The sequence below is a fragment of the Candidatus Ishikawaella capsulata Mpkobe genome (genome assembly GCF_000828515.1).
GTDB classification, from domain to species: domain Bacteria; phylum Pseudomonadota; class Gammaproteobacteria; order Enterobacterales; family Enterobacteriaceae; genus Ishikawella; species Ishikawella capsulata.
The window spans coordinates 307,537-333,615 of sequence record NZ_AP010872.1; the positions used below are offsets into that span (position 1 = coordinate 307,537).

Here is a 26,079-nt window from a genome sequence, read left to right on the forward strand (position 1 = left end):
AATGGCAAGACTCCATGAATATTATAAAAGTATAGTTGTTCCGAAACTAATGCAGGAACTTTGCTATCATTGTGTAATGCAAGTACCGAGATTAAAAAAAATTACTTTGAATATGGGTGTTGGTAAGGCAATTAATGATAAAAAACTATTGAATAATGCAATGGCAGATTTAGCAAGCATTTCTGGTCAAAAACCTATAATTACGACAGCGCATAAATCAATTGCTAGTTTTAAAATACGGAAAGGTTATCCTATTGGATGTAAAGTTACTTTACGTAGTGAACGAATGTGGGAATTTTTAGATCGTTTAATTATGATTGCGGTGCCTCGCATACGCGATTTTAGAGGCCTCTCTCCTAAATCTTTTGATGGTATGGGTAATTATAGTATGGGTGTACATGAACAAATTATTTTTCCAGAGATTGAGTACGATAAAGTGGACTGTATACGTGGATTAGATATTACTATTACTACTACAGCATTATCTGATGTAGAAGGGCGTGCATTATTAACTGCATTGAATTTTCCATTTCGTAGATAAAAAGGAATAAATATATGGCTAAACAATCTATGAAGGCACGTGAAGTAAAGCGTATAAGATTAGCAAATAAGTTTTTTAAAATACGCACTAAAATAAAAAAGCTTATTGTTGATCAAAGCGTTTCTGATGAAAAACGTTGGGATGCAGTATTAAAATTGCAAAAATTACCACGAGATTCCAGTCCTATACGTCAACGTAATCGTTGTCGTCAGACTGGCCGACCTCATGGATTTTTAAGAAAATTTGGTTTAAGTCGGATGAAGCTTCGTGAAGCAGTTATGCGCGGAGAAATACCTGGTCTAAAAAAAGCAAGTTGGTAATATTAATATAGTTTAGGAGTAATTGCTAATGAGTCTGCAAGATCCTATTGCTGATATGCTAACTAGAATACGCAATAGTCAAGCATCAAATAAGTTAATAGTACGTATTCCTTCTTCAAAAATGAAAGCTGCTATTGCTTTTATTTTAAAAGAAGAGGGATATATTGATAATTTTAATATTGAAGGAAATATAAAATCTGTTTTGGAATTAAAATTAAAATATTTTAAAGGAAAACCAGTTATAGAAAATATTGAACGAATAAGTCGTCCAGGATTACGCATATATAAGAGAAAAAATAAGTTACCTAAAATAATGGCGGGTATGGGAATCATTTTAGTTTCTACATGTAAAGGTGTAATGACAGACCGTTCCGCAAGACAATTGGGTCTTGGTGGAGAAATTATTTGCTCTGTAGCATAATAAATGGAGGAAAAATGTCTCGTGTTGCTAAAAAACCTATAGTGATTCCTAATAATGTCACAGTAAAAGTTGATAAGCAGCTGATTTTAATTAAGAGTAGAAATCAGGAATTAAAATATTCTATCAATCATACAGTTAAAGTAAATTATGATAATAATGTTTTAAGATGCCTACCCCATAATAATTACTTTAATAGATATGGATGGACACAAGCAGGTACAGTACGTTCTATTTTACAGGCTATGGTCATCGGAGTTACAGAAGGATTTATTAAGCAACTTCAGTTAATAGGGGTGGGTTATCGTGTTTCTTTAAAAGGTAATATGATTACGCTAACTGTTGGATTTTCTCATTCTATTAATTATCCATTACCTTCAGGGATAGTAGCAGAATGTCCATCTCCGACAGAAATTGTCCTTAAAGGAGCTGATAAGCAATTACTTGGTCAAGTTGCATCTGATTTACGTTCATACCGTCGTCCAGAACCCTATAAAGGCAAAGGTATTCGTTATGTTGATGAATTTGTGCGTACTAAAGAGGCGAAGAAAAAGTAATACTATGAATAAAAAAATAAATCGTATACGACGTGCCAGTCGTACACATCAAAAATTAAAAAGATTACGAACTGTACGTATAGTGGTACATCGTACACCTCGTCATATATATGCTCAAATAATTGATCCCAAGAATGCCCATGTTATAGTTGCTGCTTCTACTGTAGAAAAAAGTGTTGCTAAACAATTAAAATATACTGGAAATAAAGAAGCTGCTGCTATAGTAGGAAAACAACTAGCCTATCGTGCTCTTGAAAAAGGGGTGAAATATGTTTCTTTTGACCGCTCCGGGTTCCAATATCATGGTCGTATACAAGTACTAGCAGAAGCTGCTCGTAAAGCTGGTCTTCAGTTTTAAGATAGAGGTAAATATGGCACACTTAGAAAAACAATCAGGTGAAATTCAAGAAAAATTAGTAGCAGTAAATCGTGTTTCAAAAACGGTTAAGGGTGGACGGATTTTTTCTTTTACTGCTCTAACTGTAGTAGGTGATGGAAAAGGTCGTGTTGGTTTTGGTTATGGTAAAGCTCGAGAAGTTCCAGCAGCTATACAAAAAGCTATGGAAAAAGCTCGTAAGAATATGATCAAGATTGTTTTGACTAATGGTACACTTTATCATGCTGTTAAAGGAGATCATACTGGTTCTCAGATATTCATGCAACCAGCTTCCCAAGGAACAGGTATAATTGCTGGTGGTGCTATGCGTGCAGTGTTAGAAGTTGCTGGAGTACATAATGTACTTGCTAAAGCTTATGGATCTACTAATCCAATTAATATCGTACGTGCAACCATTGATGGTTTAAGTAAAATGAAATCTCCACAAATGATCGCCGCTAAATGTGGTAAATCTATCAAAGATATTTGGTGTGATTGTGATGATTAAGACGATTAAAATAACTCAAATTCGCAGTGCAATAGGTTGTAAACCTAAACATCGGGCCATTTTAATTGGTTTGGGTTTGCGTCGTATTAGACATACCGTAGAACGCATGGATACACCTGCTATACGTGGTATGGTTAAATTAATTTCGTATATGGTTGAAGTGAGGGAATAAACGTGCGTTTAAATACACTATCTCCTGTTAAGGGATCTAGACGCAAGGCTAAACGTTTAGGACGTGGAATTGGATCTGGATTAGGTAAAACATCTGGTCGCGGTCATAAAGGACAGAAGTCACGTTCTGGCTGTAAGATACGAAGAGGTTTTGAAGGTGGTCAAATGCCTCTGTATCGTCGTCTACCAAAATTTGGCTTTAAATCACTTACAAAAAAATTATCTGCAGAAATTAGATTATCGGAATTAAAAACAATTAAAAGTAACATTATTAATTTGAATACTTTAAAAAAGGCCAATATTATAGGTGTGCAAATTAAATTTGTGAAATTAATATTCTCTCGAGAATTTTCTACTCCGGTAACTGTAACAGGTATTAAAGTGACTAAAGGTGCACGCATGGCGATTGAAGCTGCCGGTGGTATAATTGAGGAATAAGTAATTGAGATGGCTAAAACTAGTCTTGATTCATTAAAGCATAGAGTATTATTTGTAATTACTGCTATCATTATATTTCGTATTGGATCTTATATTCCAATTCCAGGTATAAATACTACTGTACTTTCGAAATTACTTAACCAACAAAACGGTACTATAATTGACATGTTGAATATGTTTTCTGGAGGTGCTCTTAGCCGTGCTTCTATATTTGCATTAGGTATCATGCCATACATTTCAGCATCGGTTATAATACAATTGTTAAGTATTGTAAATCCAACTTTAGCTGATATAAAAAAAGATGGAGAAATCGGCCGACTGAAGATCAATCAGTATACCAGGTATAGTGCGCTGGCATTAGCAATATTACAGTCGGTAGGCATTACTACAGCTTTACCAAAAATAGCTGGAATAGATAATTTGATCTTTAATCATAATATGCAGTTTTATTTTATATCAGTAATGAGCTTAGTAACTGGTACTATTTTTTTAATGTGGTTAGGAGAACAACTAACTGATCATGGTATAGGAAATGGGATTTCTATACTTATTTTTACAGGTATTATAGCTAGTTTACCACCAGCAATTGGTCATACTCTTGAACGATCAAGACAAGGTGATTTACAATTTACCGAATTATTATTAATTGTAATATTGATATTTGCAATAATTTTTTTTGTAGTATTTGTTGAAAGAGGTCAACGTCGTATAATAGTACATTATGCTCATCGACAACAAGGTCGTCGACCATATTATCAACCAACCAGTCATTTACCATTGAAAATAAATATGGCTGGTGTTATTCCTGCAATTTTTGCTTCTAGCATTATTTTATTTCCTGCTACTATAGCATCTTGGTTTGGGAGAAGTATGAATAATTATTTACTAACACAAATTTCTCTTTATTTACAACCGGGACAATTAATTTACTTATTATTATACAGCACAGCTATTGTTTTCTTTTGTTTTTTCTATACAGTTTTAGTTTTTAATCCACGAGACACAGCAGATAATTTAAAAAAATCAGGAGCTTTTATACCAGGTATTAGGCCTGGAGAGAAAACTGCTCGATATATCGATACGATTATGACAAGATTAACTATGATTGGTGCAATTTATATTACCTTTATTTGTCTTGTTCCAGAAATTATGCGTCATGCTATGAAAGTACCTTTTTATTTTGGGGGAACATCATTATTAATAGTAGTTGTAGTTATTATAGATTTTATATCACAAATACAAACATTAATAATGTCTAGTAAGTATGAATCTGCATTAAAGAAAGCCAATTTGAAAGGATTTATTCATTAACTTATTATAATATAATTAATGCAATTAAGGAGAAAAAAATGAAAGTACGTACTTCTATCAAAAAACTATGCCGCAATTGTAAAATTATTTTTCGTCGTGGTATCGTACGTGTTATCTGCAGTACCGACCCAAAACATAAACAACGTCAAGGTTAATTGAATTATTTTTATAAAAAATAAACTATTTTATAGTAAATATCTATTAACATAGGTATCCTATTTACATAGTAATTAATATAATATTTAAATTAATAGGAGTTAATAGTGGCTCGTATAGCAGGTATAAATATTCCTGATAATAAACGTACTATTATTGCACTAACTGCCATTTATGGCATTGGGAAGAGTCGTTCTAAAACTATTTGCACTAAAATAGGTATTTCGGAAAATATTAAGGTAAATCAATTATCAGAAGCACAAATTGATAGTTTACGTGATATAGTAAGTAAATTAGTTGTAGAAGGTGATTTACGCAGAGAAATTAATGTGAATATAAAACGTCTCATGGATCTTAGTTGTTATAGAGGTATTCGTCACCGTAAGAGTCTTCCAGTACATGGTCAACGAACTAAAACGAATGCTCGTACAAGGAAAGGTCCACGTAAATTGATAAAAAAATAATTACGGTAAAAAAATGACAAAAACAGCAAATCGTATAAAGAAACGTACAAAGAAACAAATAGTAGATGGTATAGCACATATTCATGCATCTTTTAATAATACAATCGTGACTATTACAGATCGTCAAGGAAATTCATTAGGTTGGGCGACTGCTGGTGGTTCTGGGTTTCGTGGATCCCGTAAATCTACACCATTTGCTGCACAAGTAGCTGCTGAACGTTGTGCTGAAAGCGCTAAAGAACATGGTATTAAAAATTTAGAAGTTATGGTAAAAGGTCCGGGTCCAGGTCGTGAATCTACTATTCGTGCTTTAAATGCTGCAGGTTTCCGAATCACTAATATTACTGATGTGACACCGATTCCTCATAACGGTTGTCGTCCACCTAAAAAACGTCGAGTATAATATATCTAATTTCAATTTCATTAGGATATTAGGAGAAAATAATGGCGAAATATTCAGGACCTAAACTTAGGCTAAGTCGTCGTGAGGGCATAGATTTATTTTTGAAATCAGGAGTTCAAACAATTGATTCTAAGTGTAAAATTGATAAAATACCAGGACAGCATGGTATACGTAAAAATCGTATGTCAGAATATGGTATGCAATTACGCGAAAAACAAAAAGTTCGTCGACTATATGGTATATTAGAACGACAATTCCGGAATTATTATAAAAAAGCATCTCGTCTAAAAGGCAATACCGGAGAAAATCTTTTATCTTTACTAGAATCTCGTTTAGATAATGTAGTATATCGTATAGGTTTTGGATGTACTCGTGCAGAAGCACGTCAATTAGTCAATCATAGGTGTATTTTGATAAATAATCGTGCTGTAAATATACCTTCTTATCAAATATCTCCTCATGATATTATTAGTATTCAAGAAAAATCACAAAATCACCAGAGAATAAAAGTAGCTTTAGATTTAGCTGAACAACGTGAAAAACCTAGCTGGTTAGAGATTAATAGAAATAAAATGGAAGGTATTTGTAAGCGTAAACCGGAGCGAACCGATATATCAGCTGACATCAATGAGAACCTGATTGTCGAGTTTTACTCTAAGTAAACCTTAGTACTAACTAATAGTGAGGATATAATGCAGGGTTCTGTAATAGAGTTTCTTAAACCACGTTTAGTAGATATAGAACAAATAAGTTCAACACATGCAAAAGTAACTCTTGAGCCATTAGAACGTGGTTTCGGACATACTCTTGGTAATGCACTACGTCGTATTCTTCTTTCTTCTCTGCCAGGATATGCAGTAACTGAAGTTGAAATAGATGGCGTGCTTCATGAGTATAGTACCAAAGAAGGCGTTCAGGAAGATATATTAGAAATATTACTTAACCTTAAAAGTTTAGCAGTTAAGGTTGAAAATAAAGAAGAGGTAATTTTAACTTTACAAAAATCTGGTATTGGCCCTGTAACTGCTGCTGATATTAATCATAATACAGGTGTAGAGATTATTAAACCAGAACATGTTTTATGTCATCTGACTAGTGAGAATGCATCTATTAATATGCGCATTAAAGTACAAAGAGGTAGAGGATATGTTACTGCTTTAAGTAGAATTCATTTACAAGAAAATCGCCCTATTGGCCGTATTCTAATTGATGCATGTTATAGCCCTATAGATCGTATTTCTTACAATGTAGAATCAGCAAGGGTAGAAAAACGTACGGATTTAGATAAACTAATTATAGATATGGAAACAGATGGTACGATTGATCCTGAACAAGCTATTCGCTGCGCTGCTACTATTTTAGCTGAACAACTCGAATCCTTTGTTGATTTACGTAATATAAATAAAGTAGAAGTTAAAGAAGAAAAACCAGAGTTTGATCCCCTATTGATTTGTTCTGTTGATGATTTAGAATTGACAGTGCGTTCTGCTAATTGTCTAAAAGCAGAAGCAATTCATTATATCGGTGATTTAGTACAACGTACGGAACTAGAATTACTTAAAACTCCTAATCTGGGTAAGAAATCTCTTACTGAAATCAAAGATGTACTTGCTGCTAGAGGTCTTTCTTTAGGTATGCGTTTAGAAAATTGGCCACCAGCAATTATTATAGAATAGAGGAGTAACTAATTTTATGAATTTTATTGTAAAATAGGAGAATAAAACGTGCATCATCGTAAAAGTGGTCGTCAGCTAAATAGAAATAGTAGTCATCGCAAAGCTATGTTTCGTAATATGGCTAGCTCATTAGTACGCCATGAACTCATTAAAACCACTCTACCTAAAGCTAAAGAATTACGTAGGGTAATTGAACCTTTAATTACTCTTAGTAAAGTAGATAGTGTATCTCATCGTCGCTTAGCATTTTCTCGCCTTCGTAATAATGAAACTGTTTCAAAATTATTTAATGATCTGGGTCCAAGATTTTTAACCCGTCCTGGAGGATATACACAAATATTCAAATGTGGTTTTCGTAAAGGAGATAATGCTTCAATGGCATATATTAAACTAATTCAGCAATCAGTACATAAATAATCTTCAAGAAAATTACTTTCTTACATAAAGTAAAAAACCTATTAATAGGTTTTTTACTTTTACTCATATTCACCATTTATAATAATATCTTACCAGGCATAAAGTACTTCGATTGAGAGTTAAGTAAATCTTGTACATGCATTATTCTCTTATTTGCTGGTTGTACAATTTCTATATTTAAAATACCTTTTGTAGTCGCTATCTGAATACCGTCTTTATTTGTCAAAAGGATTTTTCCAGGAATATGATTTCCCCCCTCATTTAATACACTAGCTTTCCAAACTTTAATGATTTTATCATCATTTATAAAATAGCTAATTGGCCAAGGATTAAATGCACGAATAAATAATTCTAGTTGTACAGCAGATAGAGACCAATTTAACTTAGCTTCTTCTTTATTAATCTTATTAGCATAAGTGACATTATCTTTATCTTGTTTAATTGGCGATAATTGATTTCTTATTATTTTTATTAAAGTCATTTCTAACGCAGATATACCTAGAGAGATTAATTTTTCCGAAAGAGATAAACTTGTATCTCGAAATGTTATAGGACAAGCGTTTTGATAAAGAATATTACCCGTATCTAAACCATTATCCATTTGTATGATAGTTATACCTGTCTCACTATCACCAGAAGCTAAAGCTCTTTGGATAGGGGCCGCACCTCGCCAACGAGGTAATAATGAAGTATGAACATTTATACCTCCAAATCTAAGGTTATTTAAAATAATCTCTGGGATTATTAATCCATATGCTACTACCACCATAATATCAGCATTTAACTTTGCTACTGATTCTTGTACTTTTTCTGATTGCATAGTTGGTAGCTGGAATACAGGTATATGGTATTGTTCTGCTAAAATTTTAACAGGACTAGGTGTCATTTTTCTACCTCTTCCAGATGGCCGATTAGGTTTTGTAAAAACCCCTACTACTTGATGTTTTGAAAACAGTAAATGTTTTAGATAATGAGTAGAAAAATTAGAAGTTCCCGCAAAAATGATTTTTAAATAATTAGACAATTATTTACCCTCTAATAAAAATTATTCTGCATATTATAAACTTTAACAGAAGTTGAATTTACTAATTTTTTTTTCAATACGTTGACGCTTGAGAGGTGATAAATAGTCAATAAATAATTTACCATCTAAATGATCAATTTCATGTTGAATACATATAGCCAATAAACCATATGATTCTAACTCATATTTTTTTCCATCTCTGTCAAGAGCCTGTATTTTTATATATTCAGCACGTGAAACAAAATCACGAAAATTAGGAATAGAAAGACATCCTTCTTTAATTCTAGCATGACCACGTTTTTCCAAAACTTCAGGATTAATCATTACATATAGTGAATCACGATTTTCGGAAACATCAATAACGATAATACGTTGATTAATGTCTACTTGAGTAGCAGCTAAACCAATACCTTGTTCTGCATACATAGTTTCTGACATATCATCAATAAGGTATTGGATATGTTTATCAACATGCGTTACTAATTTAGCTATTCTACGCAAGCGATGATCAGGGAAGTGCAATATTTTTAATATTGACATAAACAACCACTATAGAATAAAATTAATGATTTATGATATATCAAAATATGCTTTACTAAATATTTTAATATGCTACACAATAATAATAAACTTATTAATAAATAATAATTTATCTAATATATAATAAAAAATATATTTCGTGCAATAAACTTAATGAAGTAATATAATTAGAATTATACATGATAAAAATACTGTCTATTTATTGATTAGTTATATTAAAAAATTGCAATAAATTGACATTTTAGCCTATCTAACAAAAGCAGTATTTGCACTTTGTTTTGATCTAGATAATGAAATAGCAGTAAATAACTGATTAAATATCAAGTAAATATCAGTAAACAAAGGATTGATTTTAATTTTATCATATTATATACAGTTAAAACATTATGTAAAAGAAAAAAACATATCTCGCATTCAAAAAAAGCACATTTTTTACTGTTGGTCAGGTCGTCCGGGGATTTTTGTAGTAGCTACACCAGATCCAACACTAAGTTGGCTAACAGACAAATTTCAATCACTTGCTATACGTGTTAGTAAACATCTATATGTGAAATTACTTTGTCGGATATTAAGTACTGTTTCATCAGTACTAAGACACACTAGTAGCCATCAAAATATTGCTGCCATACCATAATTAACTGGAGATATCCTTAGAAAAGGGTAGGAATAAATGAAAATATTTGCTGTATTTGGTAATCCAGTACACCATAGCAAATCACCACTCATTCATAGCTGTTTCTCTAAGCAAACTGGTATTTTTCATCCTTACGAAAGAGTAAGTGTACCTATATATGGATTTAAAAAAGCTGTTAATAATTTCTTTATGCAAGGTGGTAAAGGATTAAATATTACTGTACCCTTTAAGGAAGAAGCATGGCACTTAGCTCATGAACTTACTGAACGTGCTTACTTGGCAGGTGCGGTTAATACATTTAAATTAATTAATAATGAACATATATTAGGTGATAATACAGATGGTATAGGTTTATTAAGTGATTTAAAAAGGCTTAAAATGATAGATAAAAACTATAGAATATTATTATTAGGAGCAGGGGGAGCAGCACGAGGAGTTATATTACCATTGCTTTCCACCGGCGCAATCCTAACGATAACAAATCGTACTATATCCCGTGCTGAAACATTAGCAAATATATTTAAAATAAAGGGTAAAATTGATATTTGTGATTTTGATCAATTAGCTAAAAGACATTTTGATTTAGTTATCAATGCAACTTCAAGTGGAATCTGTGGAGAAAGTCCTTTATTGCCTGATACGACAATTAAATCAAATACACGATGTTATGATATGTTTTATAAATCGACTTTAACACCATTTTTAGAATGGAGTAATAAAAGAGGTGCATATATGCTGGCAGATGGTTTAGGAATGCTAGTAAATCAAGCTGCACATTCTTTTTATTTATGGCATGGTATAATGCCATCCGTTGAGCCAGTTATCAAATATTTTCAAAATAGATATTTATCATCCAAAAAAAACTCTGCAGAGAAACTCTCTTTTTCATAAGATTATTCAATAAATTATGAAAAATAATAAATAAAAACTTGACTAATAACTTAAAATAGATAAAGATAAATTATCTTTGAATAGGAAAATATTAATTTCTAAAAACTTATCAAGTAATTTATGTGGGTACTTATAGATTGATATTCAAGCTATAAAGAGATCAAATGTCTGTGAGATATAACGTATAATCAAATTATTTGTTATATGTTTTCGCACAGACATATGCCTTATCAAAAAAGTAAAGCATATTTCAAAAATTGAAGAGTTTGATCATGGCTCAGATTGAACGCTAGCGGCAAGCTTAACACATGCAAGTCGAACGGTAACAGAAAAAAGCTTGCTTTTTTGCTGACGAGTGGCGGACGGGTGAGTAATGTCTGGGGATCTACCTAATGGCGGGGGATAACTACTGGAAACGGTAGCTAATACCGCATAATGTTGTAAAACCAAAGTGGGGGACCTTATGGCCTCACACCATCAGATGAACCTAGATGGGATTAGCTTGTAGGTGGGGTAAAGGCTCACCTAGGCAACGATCCCTAGCTGGTCTGAGAGGATGACCAGCCACACTGGAACTGAGATACGGTCCAGACTCCTACGGGAGGCAGCAGTGGGGAATCTTGCACAATGGGCGCAAGCCTGATGCAGCTATGTCGCGTGTATGAAGAAGGCCTTAGGGTTGTAAAGTACTTTCAGCGGGGAAGAAGGATATGAGCCTAATATTCTCATATATTGACGTTACCCGCAGAAGAAGCACCGGCTAACTCCGTGCCAGCAGCCGCGGTAACACGGGGGGTGCGAGCGTTAATCGGAATTACTGGGCGTAAAGAGCACGTAGGTGGTTTATTAAGTCATATGTGAAATCCCTGGGCTTAACCTAGGAACTGCATGTGAAACTGATAAACTAGAGTTTCGTAGAGGGAGGTGGAATTCCAGGTGTAGCGGTGAAATGCGTAGATATCTGGAGGAATATCAGAGGCGAAGGCGACCTTCTGGACGAAAACTGACACTCAGGTGCGAAAGCGTGGGGAGCAAACAGGATTAGATACCCTGGTAGTCCACGCTGTAAACAATGTCGACTAAAAAACTGTAAGCTTGACTTGTGGTTTTTGTAGCTAACGCATTAAGTCGACCGCCTGGGGAGTACGGCCGCAAGGTTAAAACTCAAATGAATTGACGGGGGTCCGCACAAGCGGTGGAGCATGTGGTTTAATTCGATGCAACGCGAAAAACCTTACCTGGTCTTGACATCCAGAGAATTATATAGAGATATATAAGTGCCTTTCGGGGAACTCTGAGACAGGTGCTGCATGGCTGTCGTCAGCTCGTGTTGTGAAATGTTGGGTTAAGTCCCGCAACGAGCGCAACCCTTATCCTCTGTTGCCAGCGGCATGGCCGGGAACTCAGAGGAGACTGCCAGTATTAAACTGGAGGAAGGTGGGGATGACGTCAAGTCATCATGGCCCTTATGACCAGGGCTACACACGTGCTACAATGGTGTATACAAAGAGAAGCAATCTCGCAAGAGCAAGCAAAACTCAAAAAGTACATCGTAGTTCGGATTAGAGTCTGCAACTCGACTCTATGAAGTAGGAATCGCTAGTAATCGTGGATCAGAATGCCACGGTGAATACGTTCTCGGGCCTTGTACACACCGCCCGTCACACCATGGGAGTAAGTTGCAAAAGAAGTAGGTAGCTTAACCTTTATAGGAGGGCGCTTACCACTTTGTGATTTATGACTGGGGTGAAGTCGTAACAAGGTAACTGTAGGGGAACCTGTGGTTGGATTACCTCCTTAAATTTTAGAATACAATCTATTTAGTACTCACATAAATTACTTGATAAAAGTGATTTATGTTAATGGCAGTTCAGTAAAGAAATAAATAAGTTTTTAATTAAAGTATTTGGTTTAAAATACTATAATTAATTTATTTTTAATGTATTTATGTGTTCTTTAACAAATTGGAACAGGCTAATAAAATAATAAATTCTAAAGAAATACTATAAGAATTTAGTAATATTTTTATAAAACGTCTGTGGGTTGTGAAGTTAAGTAATTAAGCGTATATGGTGAATGCCTTGGCAGTCAGAGGCGATGAAGGACGTGCTAATCTGCGAAAAGCGTCGGTAAGGTGATATGAACCGCTATAACCGGCGATATCCGAATAGGGAAACCTGGTGTACAAAGATACATCATCACAACATAAATACATAGTGTTGTGAAGCAAACCGAAGGAACTGAAACATCTAAGTACTTCGAGGAAAAGAAATCAACCGAGATTCCCTTAGTAGTGGCGAGCGAAAGGGGAACAGCCCAGAGCCTTAATCAAAATATGAAGTAGTAGAACAATTTGGAAACATTGACGATACAGGGTGATAGTCCCGTATAATTAAACTTTATATATTGTGAGCTCAATGAGTAGGACGGGACACGTGATATCCTGTTTGAATAAAGGGGGACCATCCTCTAAGGCTAAATACTCCTGACTGACCGATAGTGAACTAGTACCGTGAGGGAAAGGTGAAAAGAACCCCGGCGAGGGGAGTGAAATAGAACCTGAAACCATATACGTACAAGCAGTAGAAGCACTTTTAAGTGTGACTGCGTACCTTTTGTATAATGGGTCAGCGAGTTATATTTTGCAGCAAGGTTAACTGAATAAGGGAGCCGTAGGGAAACCGAGTCTTAAATGGGCATTAAGTTGCAAGATATAGACCCGAAACCTGGTGATCTAGCCATGGGCAGGTTGAAGGTTGGATAATACCAACTGGAGGACCGAACCGACTAATGTTGAAAAATTAGCGGATGACCTGTGGTTAGGGGTGAAAGTCCAATCAAACCAGGAGATAGCTGGTTCTCCCCGAAAGCTATTTAGGTAGCGCCTCATGTATCATCTTCGGGGGTAGAGCACTGTTTCGCTTAGGGGGCTTTCCAAGCCTACCAACTCGATGCAAACTACGAATACCGAAGAATGTAATCATGGGAGACACACGGCGGGTGCTAACGTCCGTCGTGGAGAGGGAAACAACCCAGACCGCCAGCTAAGGTCCCTAAATCATAATTAAGTGGGAAACGATGTGGGTAGGCTTAGACAGCCAGGATGTTGGCTTAGAAGCAGCAATCATTTAAAGAAAGCGTAATAGCTCACTGGTCGAGTCAGCCTGCGCGGAAGATGTAACGGGGCTAAATTATGTACCGAAGCTGCGGCAACAACTTAAAAATTGTTGGGTAGGGGAGCGTTCTGTAAGCTTATGAAGGTAATTTAAAAAAATTACTGGAGGTATCAGAAGTGCGAATGCTGACATGAGTAACGATAAAGTAGGTGAAAAACCTACTCGCCGAAAAACTAAGGTTTCCTGTCCAACGTTAATCGGGGCAGGGTAAGTCGATTTCTAAGACGAGACCGCAAGGTGTAGTCGATGGTGAACAGGTTAATATTCCTGTACTTAGTATTACTGCCAAGGGGGGACGAAGAAGGCTATGTTAGCCAAGTGACGGTTTATCTTGGTTTAAACATGTAGATTGACTTTTTAGGTAAATCCGAAAAGTTAAAATTGAGGTGTGATAACAAAGTACTCAGGTACCTAAGTAACAAATGCCACACTTCCAAGAAAAGCCTCTAAGCTATAGGTAATACTAAATCGTACCTCAAACCGACACAGGTAGTAAAGTAGAGAATACTCAGGCGCTTGAGAGAACTCGGGTGAAGGAACTAGGCAAAATAGTGCCGTAACTTCGGGAGAAGGCACACTAATATTAGGTGAAAGGATTAACTCCCAGAGCTGAGATTAGTCTAAGATACCAGCTGGCTGCAACTGTTTATTAAAAACATAGCACTGTGCAAACACGAAAGTGGACGTATACGGTGTGATGCCTGCCCGGTGCCGGAAGGTTAATTGATGGAGTTATCGAAAGAAAAGCTCCTGATCGAAGCCCCGGTAAACGGCGGCCGTAACTATAACGGTCCTAAGGTAGCGAAATTCCTTGTCGGGTAAGTTCCGACCTGCACGAATGGCGTAATGATGGCCAGGCTGTCTCCACCCGAGACTCAGTGAAATTGAAATCGCTGTGAAGATGCAGTGTACCCGCGGCAAGACGGAAAGACCCCGTGAACCTTTACTATAGCTTGGCAATGAATATTGAATCTTGATGTGTAGGATAGGTGGGAGACTAAGAAATGTGGACGCTAGTTTACATGGAGTCAACCTTGAAATACCACCCTTTGATATTCAATATTCTAACGTAATTCCGTAATCCGGAATGCGGACATTGTCTGGTGGGTAGTTTGACTGGGGCGGTCTCCTCCCAAAGAGTAACGGAGGAGTACAAAGGTCAGCTAATCACGGTCGGATATCGTGAGGTTAGTGCAAAGGCATAAGCTGGCTTAACTGTGAGCGTGACAACGCGAACAGATGCGAAAGCAGGTCTTAGTGATCCGGTGGTTCTGCATGGAAGGGCCATCGCTCAACGAATAAAAGGTACTCCGGGGATAACAGGCTAATACCGCCCAAGAGTTCATATCGACGGCGGTGTTTGGCACCTCGATGTCGGCTCATCACATCCTGGGGCTGTAGTAGGTCCCAAGGGTATGGCTGTTCGCCATTTAAAGTGGTACGCGAGCTGGGTTTAGAACGTCGTGAGACAGTTCGGTCCCTATCTGCCGTGGGCGTTGGAAAATTGAAGGGGGTTGCTTCTAGTACGAGAGGACCGAAGTGAACGTACCTCTGGTGTTCGGGTTGTCATGCCAATGGCATTGCCCGGTAGCTAAGTACGGAAAAGATAAGTGCTGAAAGCATCTAAGCACGAAACTTGCCCTAAGATGAGTTTTCCCTGAGGTTATTATACCTCCTAAAGGGACGTTGAAGACAACGACGTTGATAGGCTGGATGTGTAAGCATAGTGATGTGTTGAGCTAACCAGTACTAATGACCCGTGAGACTTAACTTCACAACACTAGAGACGTGTTATAAAATATTTAGCTTGTACCAATTAATTATCTATGATATAAATTATTTAATAAAGGTTACCTGGTAGTAATTAGTACGGTAGAACCACCTGATTCCATTCCAAACTCAGAAGTAAAATGTAGTTACGCCGATGGTAGTGTAGGGTCTACCACATATGACATTAGGAAATTACCATATTTTGCTATAATCATATATTATATCTAAATTAATAATTTTTGCCTTGAAAAACATTTAATTTAGTGTAATAATCTTTATTAATATTATTACATCTCTCCATGAGATTTGGAGATAATTAGTTTATAATGAAATAAAGAGGGAAGTTTTTAATATAAAAAAACTAAGGATTTTATATGAATAAAATTCCTATGACTCTCAGAGGAGCGGAAAAATTATATCAAGAATTGTACAAATTGAAGAATGTGAAACGCCCTCTTATTATTGCTTCTATCGCAAAAGCACGTGAACATGGAGATCTTAAAGAAAATTCTGAATATCATGCAGCACGTGAAGAACAAGGCTTTTGTGAAGGGCGAATTAAAGATATAGAAAATAAACTTTCTAATGCTCAAATTATTGATGTTACTAAAATTTCTAATAATGGCAAAGTCATTTTTGGAGCTACCGTTACAGTATTGAAACTGAATACACACGAAAAAATAACTTATTGTATTGTAGGAGAAGATGAAGCAAATTTTAAAAAGAATTTAATTTCCATAACTTCACCTATAGCACGTGGTTTAATAGGAAAAGCCGTAGAAGACACAACTATTGTTAAAACTCCTAGTGGTGACATAAAATATGAAATTTTAAAAGTAGAATATATTTAATATCACTATATAAAAATATATTTTAAAAAATTTAGTGAAGTTTATGATAGTAAAAAAACGTTATAATAGTTCAAAAAGTTGGCTCAGAAAGCATTTTAGTGATAAATATGTGAAACAGGCTCATGAAAAAAAATTGCGGTCACGTGCCTACTTTAAACTTGAAGAAATACAAAAAAAAGAAAAAATTTTTTATCCTGGTATGGATGTTTTAGATTTGGGGTCTTCACCAGGTAGCTGGTCACAATATGCGGCAAAATGTATTCAACCACATGGCTATGTCATTGCCTGTGATATATTGCCTATGAAACCTATGATTAATGTAAAATTTTTTCAAGGAGATATCCGTAAAACCGTATTGCAAGATATATTTAATAGTATTGATACTACAAATATTCAGGTTGTAATGTCTGATATGGCTCCTAATATAAGTGGAATACCTAATATTGATATACCTAATACAATATATTTAGTAGAGTCTGCATTAAAGATATCAGTAAAAGTTTTATCTGACAAAGGAAGTTTTTTAGTAAAAATATTTCAAGGAGAAGGTTTTAATGAATCTTTCAAAAAGATCAGTTTATTTTTTCGCAAAGTGAAAATTATTAAACCTAATGCTTCGTATTTAACTTCACGTGAAGTATATATTTTAGCAAAACAGCGCAAGCTATAGGTTCTTATATAGTGAAATAATACAAGTAATCAATCTTATTCTTTTAATAAAGATACTATATTGTTATTTAACACAATTGCAATGATGAGGTGAATATATTGAGTGAAATGGCGAAGAACTTAGTTATATGGATGATAGTTACTATAACTATGATGTCAGCATTTCAAAGCATTAAGTATGGAAATGATCATAAAATAACAGATTATTCCAAATTTATCTCACAAATCAATCATGATGAGATCAAACAAACACGCATCAATGGACGTGAAATTAGGGTTTTAAAAAATGATTTTAGCACATATATCACCTATATTCCTGGATATTATGATGTGAACTTAATCAAGAGTTTATCTGAACACAATGTTAGGATTATCGGCGAATATGATAATGAACTATCATTTATTTCTATGTTATTATCTTGGATACCCTTAATATTCTTAATTGGCATATGGGGCTCAATGTTACGCCAAATACAAGATGGAAAAGGGAACCCTCTGTCTTTTGGTAAAAGTAAAGCGCGCTTATTAAAGGAAAATTTAAATACTACTTTAGAAAATGTAGCAGGATGTGATGAAGCAAAAGAAGAAGTTAGTGACTTAGTAGAATATTTGAGGAACCCAAGCAAGTTTGAAAAATTAGGCGGTAAAATTCCAAAGGGAGTGCTTTTGGTAGGTCCACCTGGTACCGGTAAAACTTTGTTAGCAAAGGCAATATCTGGTGAAGCTAAGGTGCCATTTTTTACTATATCAGGTTCTGATTTCGTAGAGATGTTTGTTGGAGTAGGTGCAGCACGTGTTAGAGATATGTTTAGTCAAGCACAAAAATCAGCACCATGTATTATATTTATTGATGAAATTGATGCTGTTGGTAGACAACGTGGAGTCGGAGTAGGTGGTGGTAATGATGAACGCGAACAAACTTTAAATCAAATGTTAGTAGAAATGGATGGTTTTACAGGTAATAAAGGTATTATTATTATTGCTGCAACCAATCGTCCTGATGTTTTAGATCCTGCATTATTACGTCCGGGAAGATTTGATCGTCAAGTATTAGTAGGATTACCAGATATTCGAGGCCGAGAGCAAATTTTACGACTACACATGCAACGTATACCTTTATCCTCAGATACTAATCCAGTTATTATTGCTCGTGGTACTCCGGGATTCTCTGGTGCTGATTTAGCAAATTTAGTAAATGAAGCTACTTTATTAGCGGCTCGTGCGAATAAGAAATTGGTATTCATGAGTGATTTAGAAAAGGCTAAAGATAAAATAATGATGGGAACTGAACGTCGATCTCTAGTCATGACAGAAAAACAAAAAGAAGTAACAGCTTACCATGAGGCAGGACATACTATTATTTCATTTTTAGTACCTCAACATGATCCGGTACATAAAATAACTATCATTCCCCGAGGTACAGCATTAGGTCTTACTTGTTTCTTACCAGAAACTGATGTTCTTACATTTAGCAAAGAAAAGTTAGAAAGTAAAATTTCTGCTTTGTATGGTGGTCGGGTGGCAGAAGAAATTATTTACGGTATTCATCAGGTTTCTACTGGATGTGCTAATGATATTAAATTAGCGACTAATATAGCTCGTAAGATGGTAACCCAATGGGGTTTTTCTGAAAAATTAGGTCCTTTGTTATATGATGAAGAAGGAGAAGGTTTTGTAGATAAATCATCTGTACTAGCTAAATATATTTCTGAGGAAACCGCCAGTATTATTGATCAAGAAATACAAAAATTAATAGAACATAACTATCAAAGAGCACGTAATATTTTAAATGAAAATATAGATATATTACATGCTATGAAAGATGCTCTTCTAAAATACGAAACTATTAATGCACTTCAAATAGAGGATTTAATGGCTAGGCGTGAAGTACGTCCACCAAAAAATTTGGACAATGAGAAAAATAAATGATCCTATAAATGCTAATAGTTAGTTCTAAGGAAGAAGAAAATATATTAGGCGGATGTAATATAATGCAATTATATATTCATAATTCCAAAATAGATCTTTCTTTTCCTAAAATTATGGGCATTCTTAATACTACACCAGATTCTTTTTATGATGGTGGTAAATATTATAAATTACCAGATGCAATCAATTATACTGGTAAAATGATAAATGATGGTGCAAGTATTATAGATGTGGGGGGAGAATCGACACGACCTGGTGCTAAGGAAGTAAGTATTCAAGAAGAATTAGATCGGGTTATACCTGTTATTGAGGCAATTACTAGAAGATTTGACGTTTTAATATCAGTTAACACTTCCAAGCCTGAGGTAATCCGTGAATCGTCCAAAGCCGGTTCTCATATTATTAATGATATTCGTTCCCTTTGTATGGAGGGCTCAATTGAAGCAGCTGCAGAAGTTGGATTACCAGTATGTTTAATGCATATGCAAGGTAATCCACAAACTATGCAATACAATCCACAATATAAAAAAAATGTATGTAGCGAAATTAATAATTTTTTTTCTCAAAGAATCATTTGTTGCGAGTCTGCAGGAATACCTAAAAAAAATTTGTTACTAGATCCAGGATTTGGATTTGGTAAAAGTATAAATCATAATTATGATATTCTTGTTAACTTAATTAAGTTTCATCATTTTGGATTACCTTTAGTTGTAGGTATGTCTCGTAAATCTATGATAAGAGACATTCTAAATACTTCACAATGTTTAATAGGCAGTATTACCTGTGCTGTTATAGCTGCTTTACAAGGAATACATATTATTCGTACTCATGATGTTAAAGAAACAGTAGAAGCAATGAATATTGTTGCAGCTTTAAGAAGGAAACCTCAGATATAATTATTAAGCTTAAATATTTTTGTACGAATGGTATGCGAGGTTAATTTGGAACAGTACCAATTACTCCAGATGTTTTTCTAAAATTAGGATGGGTAGCAGGTAAAATTGTTTGTTATAATAAATCTAAAAAAATTATTGTAGGAAAATATAGAGGAAGCTATTGATAGGAATATGATAAATTCATTGACATGTGTAAATCTAAGTTAGGTAAGACAAAGCATATTCTAGATGCAGCAGGACAGTATATAGATAGAATCTTGTAAAGGGACATTTCCTCGGAAAACTAATTTAAAAATTGTTGTATATTGTACAAATGGGTCAACTTATAATATTGCACCTAAGGTATTAATTGAATTATGAGCAACTGTTATTCCTATCTGTACATCTCCTAATGGTAATAATCTAGATCTCTTTAAAAAGAAAGTTGCAGATGAAATAGCTGATTTTTGTTTAGCTTATGATGGTGATCAAGTCCTGATGGTTGATCATTTGGGAAATAAGGTTGATGGATATCAAATACTCTTTATAATTTCCCATGAAATTTTAGTCAAAGAAAAATCAAAGGTGGTGTTATAGTGTAATGAGTAATGTAGGATTGGAATGAGTAATGTAGGATTGGAATGATATTTGAAAAAAATGAGTATTCCTTTCGTTAAAATAAAATTAGGAAATCGCTATATTTTAGAAAAAATTCTCAAACAAGAGTGGTATTTAGGCGACGAATATTCCGGGCATATAATTTTATTAGATAAAATAACCACTGCAGATGGCAGTGCAGGCTTACAAGTGCTTACAGTTATGATACGTAATCATATGAGTCTATATGAGCTAAGCTATGTAATGGTATAAAAATGATGCCTCAAATATTAATAAAAACTTGACAGGTTTCTAATCCATTAAATTCCTAGTAGAGGGTATGTATTGTTACTTAACGCCGGTACGGAACCAGTGATTCGTGTAATAGTTACATCGGAAAATGAAGAACAAGCATCTTTATTAGCTAATCGCATAGCAGATGTAATTAAAGGTATTATTAGATATATTATATCTCTCCCTGAGAGATGCAGGTAAATTTATGTATCAAGCTTGTTTAATAATTTTTTTTATTACCTCAATACTTTTGATTACAATAATATTGTTACAATCAGGTAAAGGTGCTGACATAGGATGGTCAGGAGCTATAGTTTCTTCTAAATTATTTAATTCGCCTAGTTCTAGCAACTTTATGATGCTAATCACAGTTCTATTAGCCATATTGTTTTTTTTGATAAGTATAATTTTAAATAATCATAATATGTTAAAAAAAAGCACATGGGAAAATCTTTCTGACAAAAAAGTTGAAACCCGTCAATCCGTTCAAAAATAACCAATCAACCTAAATAGATTACTTTTTCTACAATCACAAAATACCGAGGTGGTGGAATTGGCAGACACGCTACCTTGAGGTGGTAGTGCCTCTAAGGTCTACGGGTTCGAGTCCCGTCCTCGGTATCAAGTATTTTTATCAATGTTTGCATTTTACAGGACTTTATCGTATTTTATACCAAATAACATTGGTATATATTTTTATATTGTATATAATACAAATGACTTTGTGTAACATCAACTATGTTTGATGCCTAGATAGTAAGTCTTGTCAATGTATTATTACATAATGACATGAGTGTTATATACTAAAAGTAGTAATTTAAATAAAAATATATTTAATAAGGAAAGGAAAAGAATAATACGGATTGAGGCATATTATGAATAAAGAGATTTTAGCTGTTGTCGAAGCCGTGTCTAATGAAAAATCTCTACCGCGTGAAAAAATTTTTGAAGCTCTTGAAAGCGCATTAGCTACGGCTACCAGAAAAAAATATGAGCAGGATATTGATGTACGTATTAGTATTAATCGGAAAAGTGGGGATTATGATGCTTTTCGCAGATGGAAAATAGTAAAAGAAGTTATTCAACCTACACGTGAAATTACTTTAGACGCAGCTATTTTGGATAATAAAAACATTAAATTAGGAGATTTTATAGAATCTCAGATAGAGTCAATTGCGTTTGATCGCATTACTACACAAACTGCTAAACACGTTATTATTCAAAAAGTAAGAGAAGCTGAACGAGCAATGATAATAGCTCATTTTCGTCAAAAACAAGGAGAAATTGTTACTGGTACTGTAAAAAAAATAAATAGAAACAATATTATATTAGACTTAGGTTATCAGGCGGAAGCTATTATTTTACGTGAAGATATGTTAACTCACGAAAATTTTAGATTAGGAGATCGTATTCGTGGTGTACTTTATTACATACGCACTGATTCACGAGGAACTCAATTTTTCATCACACGTTCAAAACCAGAAATGCTCATACAATTATTCCGTATTGAAGTACCAGAAATTGGTGAAGGTATAATTGAAATAAAAAAAGCCGCTAGGGATCCGGGATATCGCTCAAAAATTGCTGTAAAAACCAAAGATCAGCGCATAGACCCTATAGGTGCTTGTGTTGGAATGAGAGGATCTCGTGTGCAAGCAGTTTCTAGTGAATTGAATAATGAGCGAATAGATATTGTGCTATGGGATGATAATCCTGTGCAATTTGTAATTAATGCTATGGCTCCAGCTGATGTAGCCTCCATTGTAGTAGATGAAGATAATAAAACTATGGATATTGCAGTAGAAGTTGAAAATTTAGCTCAAGCAATAGGTACAAATGGTCAGAATGTACGTCTTGCTGCTCAATTAAGTGGATGGGAATTAAATGTAATGACTATAAAAGACCTAAAATCTAAACATCAAGCTGAAAATTATGCAGCAATTGATATGTTTATTAAATATTTAAATGTTGATAAAAAGACTGCTTCTAGTCTGGTAGAAGAAGGTTTTTCATCCATTGAAGAATTAGTATACGTGCCAATTAGTGAATTACTAGCAATAAATGGATTAGATAAACAAATTATTAAAACACTTCGTGAACGTGCAAAAAACAAGTTAATTACTTTAGAATTATCCAAAAAAGAAAGTCGCCATTATGAACCATCTGCCGATATTCTAAATCTTAAAGGAATGGAACGTAATTTAGCTTTTAGATTAGCAGAAAAAGGTGTCAAAGTTCTAGAAGATCTTGCTGAGCAAGGAGTGGATGATCTTAGTGATATTGAAGGACTTGATGATAAAAAAGCCGGAGCTCTCATTATGGCAGCTCGTAATATTTGCTGGTTTGGCAATAAATCATCATTAGAGGAAGAAACAGCATGACAGATGTAACTATAAAATCCCTAGCGGAAGAAATTAAAACTCCATTGAATATTTTATTAAAACATTTTGCTGCTGCAGGCATATGTAAATCCGCAAATGATTCTGTCAACCAGCAAGAAAGAGAAATTTTGCTTTGTTATCTTAATAATGAATATGAAAATTCAAATAAACTTACATTACAGCGAAAAACTAGAAGTACTTTAAATATTACCAGTACAACTGGAAAGGATAAATATGTACAGGTTGAAGTACGTAAAAAACGTACTTATATAAAATCGCAAATTAAAGAACCTATTTCTCAGATAAGAACAAAACTCTCTAAAGAGCAAACTGTTTGTAAAAAAACAGATAATATATTGAAAGCTAAACTTGATCAATCTGCTCATAAAAAAATTGTTAAAACCGTTAATGAGAAAATTGCGGAAAAATATAAAGTGAAGAATACACATCCTAAAGAAGATAATAAAACCTCTCACTCACGTGAATCTAGCTTAAGTGTAAAAGTTGCTAATTTGAAACATAAGGTTGAAGGAGAGGTACGTCGCAAAATAGAAGAAAATGCTCGTCGGGTAGTTGAAGAGACACGTCGTGTTGCATTAGATAAAACACATTCTTGGAAAAAAATAGAAGAACAAGATAATACAGATTATCATCTGATGACATCTCATCATGCACGTCAAGCAGAAGATGAAAATGATCAAGCAATAGAAAATATGCGCATTCGTCCATCTAAATTAAATCGTTCTAAAAAAAGCAATAAACATTCAGAAGCAAAAATTGATCGTGAAGAGGCTAAGGCAGCTATTCGAGTATCCAAAAATACTAAACATCGCAAATCTAGTTCTTCATTAAAACGAAATTTTAATAAGCCTAAACAAACGTTTAATCGCATTGTTCAAATTGGAGAAACTGTTACTGTTGCTGAATTAGCAATTAAAATGGCAGTAAAAAGTTCTGAACTTATCAAGTGTATGATGAATATGGGGATAATTGCAACTATCAATCAAGTAATTGATCAAGAAACCGCTCAGATTATAGCTGAAGAAATGGGTCACAAAGTTATTTTGCGCTATGATAACGAGTTAGAAAGTGCAATTATGAATGATCGTGATACAGGAAATATTGCTGATTTAGCACCTCGTGCACCGGTAGTTACTATTATGGGTCATGTAGATCATGGTAAGACATCTCTTCTAGATTATATTCGTTCTACTAAAATTGCTTCCGGTGAAGCTGGAGGTATTACTCAACATATAGGAGCATATCATGTAGAAACAGAAAATGGCATGATTACCTTTCTTGATACTCCTGGACATGCAGCATTTACTGCTATGCGTGCACGGGGAATTAAAGTTACCGATATAGTAATATTAGTAGTTGCTGCTGATGATGGGGTAATGCCACAAACGATAGAGGCTATTCAACATGCTAAAGCAGCTGGCGTACCAGTGATAGTGGCTATAAATAAAATAGATAAATTAGAAGCTAATATTGATAGAGTAAAAAATGAACTGAGTAAATATGATATTTTACCAGAAGAATGGGGAGGTGAGAACACATTCGTTAATGTATCAGCAAAAATAGGTACAGGTATTGATACCTTACTACAATCTATTTTACTACAAGCGGAAATTTTAGAGTTAACTGCTGTTTTCAGTGGTATGGCTAACGGTATTGTTATCGAATCTTGTATTGATAAAGGTCGTGGACCAGTAGCTACTGTATTAGTACGTTCTGGTATATTAAATAAAGGTGATGTTGTCTTATGTGGCTTAGAGTATGGTCGTGTGAGAGCAATGCGTGACGAATTAGGTAAAGAAGTTTCTTCAGCTGGTCCATCAATTCCTGTAGAAATTTTTGGTCTTTCTGGTATAGCTGCTACTGGAGATGAAGCTATAGTAGTACGTGATGAAAAAAAAGCTCGTGAAGTAGCATTATATCGTCAAAGTAAATTACGTGAAAATAAATTCACTGATCGAAATAAGTCTACTTTAGAAAATATGTTTTCTAACTTGAAGATGGTAGGTGACTTATCTGAATTAAATATTGTTCTAAAAGCAGATGTACAAGGTTCAGTAGAAGCAATTTCTGACAGTCTTTTAAAACTTTCCAATGAAGAAGTTGAAGTAAAAATTGTTGGTTCTGGAGTAGGTGGTATTACAGAAACAGATGCTACTTTAGCCGCCGCTTCTAATGCTATTATCCTAGGATTTAATGTAAGAGCTGATTCTTCTGCACGATATGTAATTGAATCACAAAATTTAACATTGCGTTACTATTCTGTAATATATGATTTAATAAATGAAGTAAAATCTTCTATGAGTGGTATGTTAAGTCCAGAATACAAACAGCAAATTATAGGTATGGCCGAAGTACGTAATGTTTTTAAGTCTACAAAATTTGGTTCTATAGCGGGATGTATGGTAATTGAAGGAATAATTAAACGATCTAATCCTATTCGTATAATACGTGATAATATAGTGATTTATGAAGGTGAATTGGAGTCTTTAAGAAGATTTAAAGAGGATGTTAATGAAGTACGTAGTGGCATGGAGTGTGGGATTGGAGTGAAAAACTATAAAGATATCCGTGAAAAAGACATTATAGAAGTATTTAAACTCATTACAGTGAAACGTATTATTAATTAATACACGTTTTATAGTTAAGGAGATTTATGAGTCGTCTCCTTAAG

At 34.4% G+C, this 26,079-nt stretch carries 26 protein-coding genes, 1 tRNA gene, 3 rRNA genes and 1 pseudogene; 29 read left to right on the top strand and 2 right to left on the bottom strand.

What is annotated here, in order from left to right; all coding sequences use genetic code 11:
- Nucleotide 1: 1 nt before the first annotated feature.
- The 15 genes from rplE (at nucleotide 2) to rplQ (ending at nucleotide 7,756) form a co-directional block, all read left to right on the top strand.
- Nucleotides 2-541 (top strand): 50S ribosomal protein L5, encoded by a 540-nt coding sequence (rplE, locus tag ICMP_RS01315; RefSeq protein WP_041069114.1) that lies wholly within the window; start codon nucleotides 2-4, stop codon nucleotides 539-541.
- A gap of 14 nt (nucleotides 542-555) precedes the next feature.
- Complete coding sequence (rpsN, locus tag ICMP_RS01320; protein ID WP_041069116.1) at nucleotides 556-861, top strand: 30S ribosomal protein S14; 306 nt, start codon at nucleotides 556-558, stop codon at nucleotides 859-861.
- Between the two features lie 28 nt (nucleotides 862-889).
- Nucleotides 890-1,282, top strand: a complete 393-nt coding sequence (gene rpsH / locus ICMP_RS01325; protein WP_041069118.1) for a 30S ribosomal protein S8 — start codon at nucleotides 890-892, stop codon at nucleotides 1,280-1,282.
- Nucleotides 1,283-1,296: 14 nt separating this feature from the next.
- On the top strand, nucleotides 1,297-1,836 hold the full coding sequence (gene rplF, locus ICMP_RS01330; RefSeq protein WP_041069120.1) for a 50S ribosomal protein L6: 540 nt from the start codon (nucleotides 1,297-1,299) through the stop codon (nucleotides 1,834-1,836).
- A 4-nt stretch (nucleotides 1,837-1,840) separates the two neighbouring features.
- Entirely contained in the window at nucleotides 1,841-2,194 is a 354-nt protein-coding gene (gene rplR, locus ICMP_RS01335) for a 50S ribosomal protein L18 (protein ID WP_041069123.1), read from the top strand.
- 13 nt (nucleotides 2,195-2,207) lie between these two features.
- Nucleotides 2,208-2,720, top strand: coding sequence for a 30S ribosomal protein S5 (gene rpsE, locus ICMP_RS01340; RefSeq protein WP_041069126.1), 513 nt, complete (start codon nucleotides 2,208-2,210; stop codon nucleotides 2,718-2,720).
- Nucleotides 2,713-2,892, top strand: a complete 180-nt coding sequence (gene rpmD, locus ICMP_RS01345) for a 50S ribosomal protein L30 (protein ID WP_041069129.1) — start codon at nucleotides 2,713-2,715, stop codon at nucleotides 2,890-2,892. Before rpsE ends, rpmD begins: the two co-directional genes overlap by 8 nt.
- A 2-nt stretch (nucleotides 2,893-2,894) precedes the next feature.
- Nucleotides 2,895-3,329 carry a 50S ribosomal protein L15 gene (gene rplO, locus ICMP_RS01350; protein WP_041069132.1) on the top strand — a complete coding sequence of 145 codons (435 nt, stop codon included), beginning with the start codon at nucleotides 2,895-2,897 and terminating at the stop codon, nucleotides 3,327-3,329.
- Nucleotides 3,330-3,338: 9 nt separating this feature from the next.
- Nucleotides 3,339-4,640, top strand: coding sequence for a preprotein translocase subunit SecY (gene secY / locus ICMP_RS01355; RefSeq protein ID WP_041069135.1), 1,302 nt, complete (start codon nucleotides 3,339-3,341; stop codon nucleotides 4,638-4,640).
- Nucleotides 4,641-4,678: 38 nt separating this feature from the next.
- Nucleotides 4,679-4,795 carry a 50S ribosomal protein L36 gene (gene rpmJ / locus ICMP_RS01360; protein ID WP_041069138.1) on the top strand — a complete coding sequence of 39 codons (117 nt, stop codon included), beginning with the start codon at nucleotides 4,679-4,681 and terminating at the stop codon, nucleotides 4,793-4,795.
- A gap of 108 nt (nucleotides 4,796-4,903) precedes the next feature.
- Complete coding sequence (gene rpsM, locus ICMP_RS01365; RefSeq protein ID WP_041069141.1) at nucleotides 4,904-5,260, top strand: 30S ribosomal protein S13; 357 nt, start codon at nucleotides 4,904-4,906, stop codon at nucleotides 5,258-5,260.
- A 13-nt stretch (nucleotides 5,261-5,273) separates the two neighbouring features.
- A complete protein-coding gene (gene rpsK / locus ICMP_RS01370) occupies nucleotides 5,274-5,663 on the top strand; it encodes a 30S ribosomal protein S11 (protein ID WP_041069144.1) in 390 nt (129 codons plus the stop codon).
- Nucleotides 5,664-5,704: 41 nt separating this feature from the next.
- Nucleotides 5,705-6,325 (top strand): 30S ribosomal protein S4, encoded by a 621-nt coding sequence (rpsD, locus tag ICMP_RS01375; RefSeq protein ID WP_041069146.1) that lies wholly within the window; start codon nucleotides 5,705-5,707, stop codon nucleotides 6,323-6,325.
- 30 nt (nucleotides 6,326-6,355) lie between these two features.
- Entirely contained in the window at nucleotides 6,356-7,339 is a 984-nt protein-coding gene (locus ICMP_RS01380; RefSeq protein ID WP_041069149.1) for a DNA-directed RNA polymerase subunit alpha, read from the top strand.
- A 48-nt stretch (nucleotides 7,340-7,387) separates the two neighbouring features.
- On the top strand, nucleotides 7,388-7,756 hold the full coding sequence (gene rplQ / locus ICMP_RS01385) for a 50S ribosomal protein L17 (protein WP_041069152.1): 369 nt from the start codon (nucleotides 7,388-7,390) through the stop codon (nucleotides 7,754-7,756).
- A 76-nt stretch (nucleotides 7,757-7,832) separates the two neighbouring features.
- Here the strand turns inward: rplQ and fmt are convergent, their stop codons facing one another.
- Nucleotides 7,833-8,780: a methionyl-tRNA formyltransferase gene (fmt, locus tag ICMP_RS01390; protein WP_041069153.1), complete on the bottom strand. Its 948-nt coding sequence runs from the start codon at nucleotides 8,778-8,780 to the stop codon at nucleotides 7,833-7,835.
- A 42-nt stretch (nucleotides 8,781-8,822) separates the two neighbouring features.
- Entirely contained in the window at nucleotides 8,823-9,320 is a 498-nt protein-coding gene (gene def, locus ICMP_RS01395; protein ID WP_041069155.1) for a peptide deformylase, read from the bottom strand.
- Between the two features lie 346 nt (nucleotides 9,321-9,666).
- On the opposite strand from def, the gene ICMP_RS03320 reads away from it, so the two are divergent.
- The 14 genes and pseudogenes from ICMP_RS03320 to infB all read left to right on the top strand — a co-directional run bounded on the left by ICMP_RS03320 (nucleotide 9,667) and on the right by infB (nucleotide 26,035).
- Nucleotides 9,667-9,954, top strand: coding sequence for an L-threonylcarbamoyladenylate synthase (locus ICMP_RS03320; protein ID WP_052456812.1), 288 nt, complete (start codon nucleotides 9,667-9,669; stop codon nucleotides 9,952-9,954).
- Between the two features lie 36 nt (nucleotides 9,955-9,990).
- Nucleotides 9,991-10,845, top strand: a complete 855-nt coding sequence (gene aroE / locus ICMP_RS01405) for a shikimate dehydrogenase (protein WP_052456813.1) — start codon at nucleotides 9,991-9,993, stop codon at nucleotides 10,843-10,845.
- Between the two features lie 254 nt (nucleotides 10,846-11,099).
- Nucleotides 11,100-12,645 (top strand): 16S ribosomal RNA (locus ICMP_RS01410).
- A 249-nt stretch (nucleotides 12,646-12,894) separates the two neighbouring features.
- Nucleotides 12,895-15,795, top strand: a 23S ribosomal RNA gene (locus tag ICMP_RS01415).
- A 79-nt stretch (nucleotides 15,796-15,874) separates the two neighbouring features.
- Nucleotides 15,875-15,992, top strand: a 5S ribosomal RNA gene (rrf, locus tag ICMP_RS01420).
- The 16S, 23S and 5S rRNA genes sit together here, the layout of an rRNA operon.
- Nucleotides 15,993-16,165: 173 nt before the next feature.
- A complete protein-coding gene (gene greA, locus ICMP_RS01425; RefSeq protein ID WP_041069157.1) occupies nucleotides 16,166-16,642 on the top strand; it encodes a transcription elongation factor GreA in 477 nt (158 codons plus the stop codon).
- 43 nt (nucleotides 16,643-16,685) lie between these two features.
- Nucleotides 16,686-17,312: a 23S rRNA (uridine(2552)-2'-O)-methyltransferase RlmE gene (rlmE, locus tag ICMP_RS01430; protein ID WP_041069159.1), complete on the top strand. Its 627-nt coding sequence runs from the start codon at nucleotides 16,686-16,688 to the stop codon at nucleotides 17,310-17,312.
- Nucleotides 17,313-17,419: 107 nt separating this feature from the next.
- Nucleotides 17,420-19,240: an ATP-dependent zinc metalloprotease FtsH gene (ftsH, locus tag ICMP_RS01435; protein ID WP_084121343.1), complete on the top strand. Its 1,821-nt coding sequence runs from the start codon at nucleotides 17,420-17,422 to the stop codon at nucleotides 19,238-19,240.
- A gap of 62 nt (nucleotides 19,241-19,302) precedes the next feature.
- Nucleotides 19,303-20,136 (top strand): dihydropteroate synthase, encoded by an 834-nt coding sequence (gene folP, locus ICMP_RS01440; protein WP_041070063.1) that lies wholly within the window; start codon nucleotides 19,303-19,305, stop codon nucleotides 20,134-20,136.
- Between the two features lie 59 nt (nucleotides 20,137-20,195).
- Nucleotides 20,196-21,207: pseudogene (locus ICMP_RS03340) on the top strand (hypothetical protein).
- Nucleotides 21,208-21,211: 4 nt separating this feature from the next.
- The gene (secG, locus tag ICMP_RS01450) at nucleotides 21,212-21,502 is read left to right on the top strand and encodes a preprotein translocase subunit SecG (protein WP_041069161.1); all 291 of its coding nucleotides are present in this window, start codon (nucleotides 21,212-21,214) and stop codon (nucleotides 21,500-21,502) included.
- A gap of 42 nt (nucleotides 21,503-21,544) precedes the next feature.
- Nucleotides 21,545-21,627: transfer RNA gene (locus ICMP_RS01455), tRNA-Leu, on the top strand.
- A 254-nt stretch (nucleotides 21,628-21,881) separates the two neighbouring features.
- Entirely contained in the window at nucleotides 21,882-23,387 is a 1,506-nt protein-coding gene (gene nusA / locus ICMP_RS01460) for a transcription termination factor NusA (protein ID WP_041069163.1), read from the top strand.
- Nucleotides 23,384-26,035: a translation initiation factor IF-2 gene (infB, locus tag ICMP_RS01465; RefSeq protein ID WP_041069165.1), complete on the top strand. Its 2,652-nt coding sequence runs from the start codon at nucleotides 23,384-23,386 to the stop codon at nucleotides 26,033-26,035. Before nusA ends, infB begins: the two co-directional genes overlap by 4 nt.
- The last annotated feature ends 44 nt before the right edge of the window (nucleotides 26,036-26,079 follow it).

Excerpts from the sequence above, each read along its gene's own strand:
- rplE (WP_041069114.1), top strand. The coding sequence starts at position 2 with ATGGCAAGACTCCATGAATATTATAAAAGTATAGTTGTTCCGAAACTA.
- rpsN (WP_041069116.1), top strand. The coding sequence starts at position 556 with ATGGCTAAACAATCTATGAAGGCACGTGAAGTAAAGCGTATAAGATTA.
- rpsH (WP_041069118.1), top strand. The coding sequence starts at position 890 with ATGAGTCTGCAAGATCCTATTGCTGATATGCTAACTAGAATACGCAAT.
- rplF (WP_041069120.1), top strand. The coding sequence starts at position 1,297 with ATGTCTCGTGTTGCTAAAAAACCTATAGTGATTCCTAATAATGTCACA.
- rplR (WP_041069123.1), top strand. The coding sequence starts at position 1,841 with ATGAATAAAAAAATAAATCGTATACGACGTGCCAGTCGTACACATCAA.
- rpsE (WP_041069126.1), top strand. The coding sequence starts at position 2,208 with ATGGCACACTTAGAAAAACAATCAGGTGAAATTCAAGAAAAATTAGTA.
- rpmD (WP_041069129.1), top strand. The coding sequence starts at position 2,713 with ATGATTAAGACGATTAAAATAACTCAAATTCGCAGTGCAATAGGTTGT.
- secY (WP_041069135.1), top strand. The coding sequence starts at position 3,339 with ATGGCTAAAACTAGTCTTGATTCATTAAAGCATAGAGTATTATTTGTA.
- rpmJ (WP_041069138.1), top strand. The coding sequence starts at position 4,679 with ATGAAAGTACGTACTTCTATCAAAAAACTATGCCGCAATTGTAAAATT.
- rpsK (WP_041069144.1), top strand. The coding sequence starts at position 5,274 with ATGACAAAAACAGCAAATCGTATAAAGAAACGTACAAAGAAACAAATA.
- rpsD (WP_041069146.1), top strand. The coding sequence starts at position 5,705 with ATGGCGAAATATTCAGGACCTAAACTTAGGCTAAGTCGTCGTGAGGGC.
- ICMP_RS01380 (WP_041069149.1), top strand. The coding sequence starts at position 6,356 with ATGCAGGGTTCTGTAATAGAGTTTCTTAAACCACGTTTAGTAGATATA.
- def (WP_041069155.1), bottom strand. The coding sequence starts at position 9,320 with ATGTCAATATTAAAAATATTGCACTTCCCTGATCATCGCTTGCGTAGA.
- aroE (WP_052456813.1), top strand. The coding sequence starts at position 9,991 with ATGAAAATATTTGCTGTATTTGGTAATCCAGTACACCATAGCAAATCA.
- greA (WP_041069157.1), top strand. The coding sequence starts at position 16,166 with ATGAATAAAATTCCTATGACTCTCAGAGGAGCGGAAAAATTATATCAA.
- rlmE (WP_041069159.1), top strand. The coding sequence starts at position 16,686 with ATGATAGTAAAAAAACGTTATAATAGTTCAAAAAGTTGGCTCAGAAAG.
- ftsH (WP_084121343.1), top strand. The coding sequence starts at position 17,420 with ATGGCGAAGAACTTAGTTATATGGATGATAGTTACTATAACTATGATG.
- folP (WP_041070063.1), top strand. The coding sequence starts at position 19,303 with ATGCAATTATATATTCATAATTCCAAAATAGATCTTTCTTTTCCTAAA.
- secG (WP_041069161.1), top strand. The coding sequence starts at position 21,212 with ATGTATCAAGCTTGTTTAATAATTTTTTTTATTACCTCAATACTTTTG.
- nusA (WP_041069163.1), top strand. The coding sequence starts at position 21,882 with ATGAATAAAGAGATTTTAGCTGTTGTCGAAGCCGTGTCTAATGAAAAA.
- infB (WP_041069165.1), top strand. The coding sequence starts at position 23,384 with ATGACAGATGTAACTATAAAATCCCTAGCGGAAGAAATTAAAACTCCA.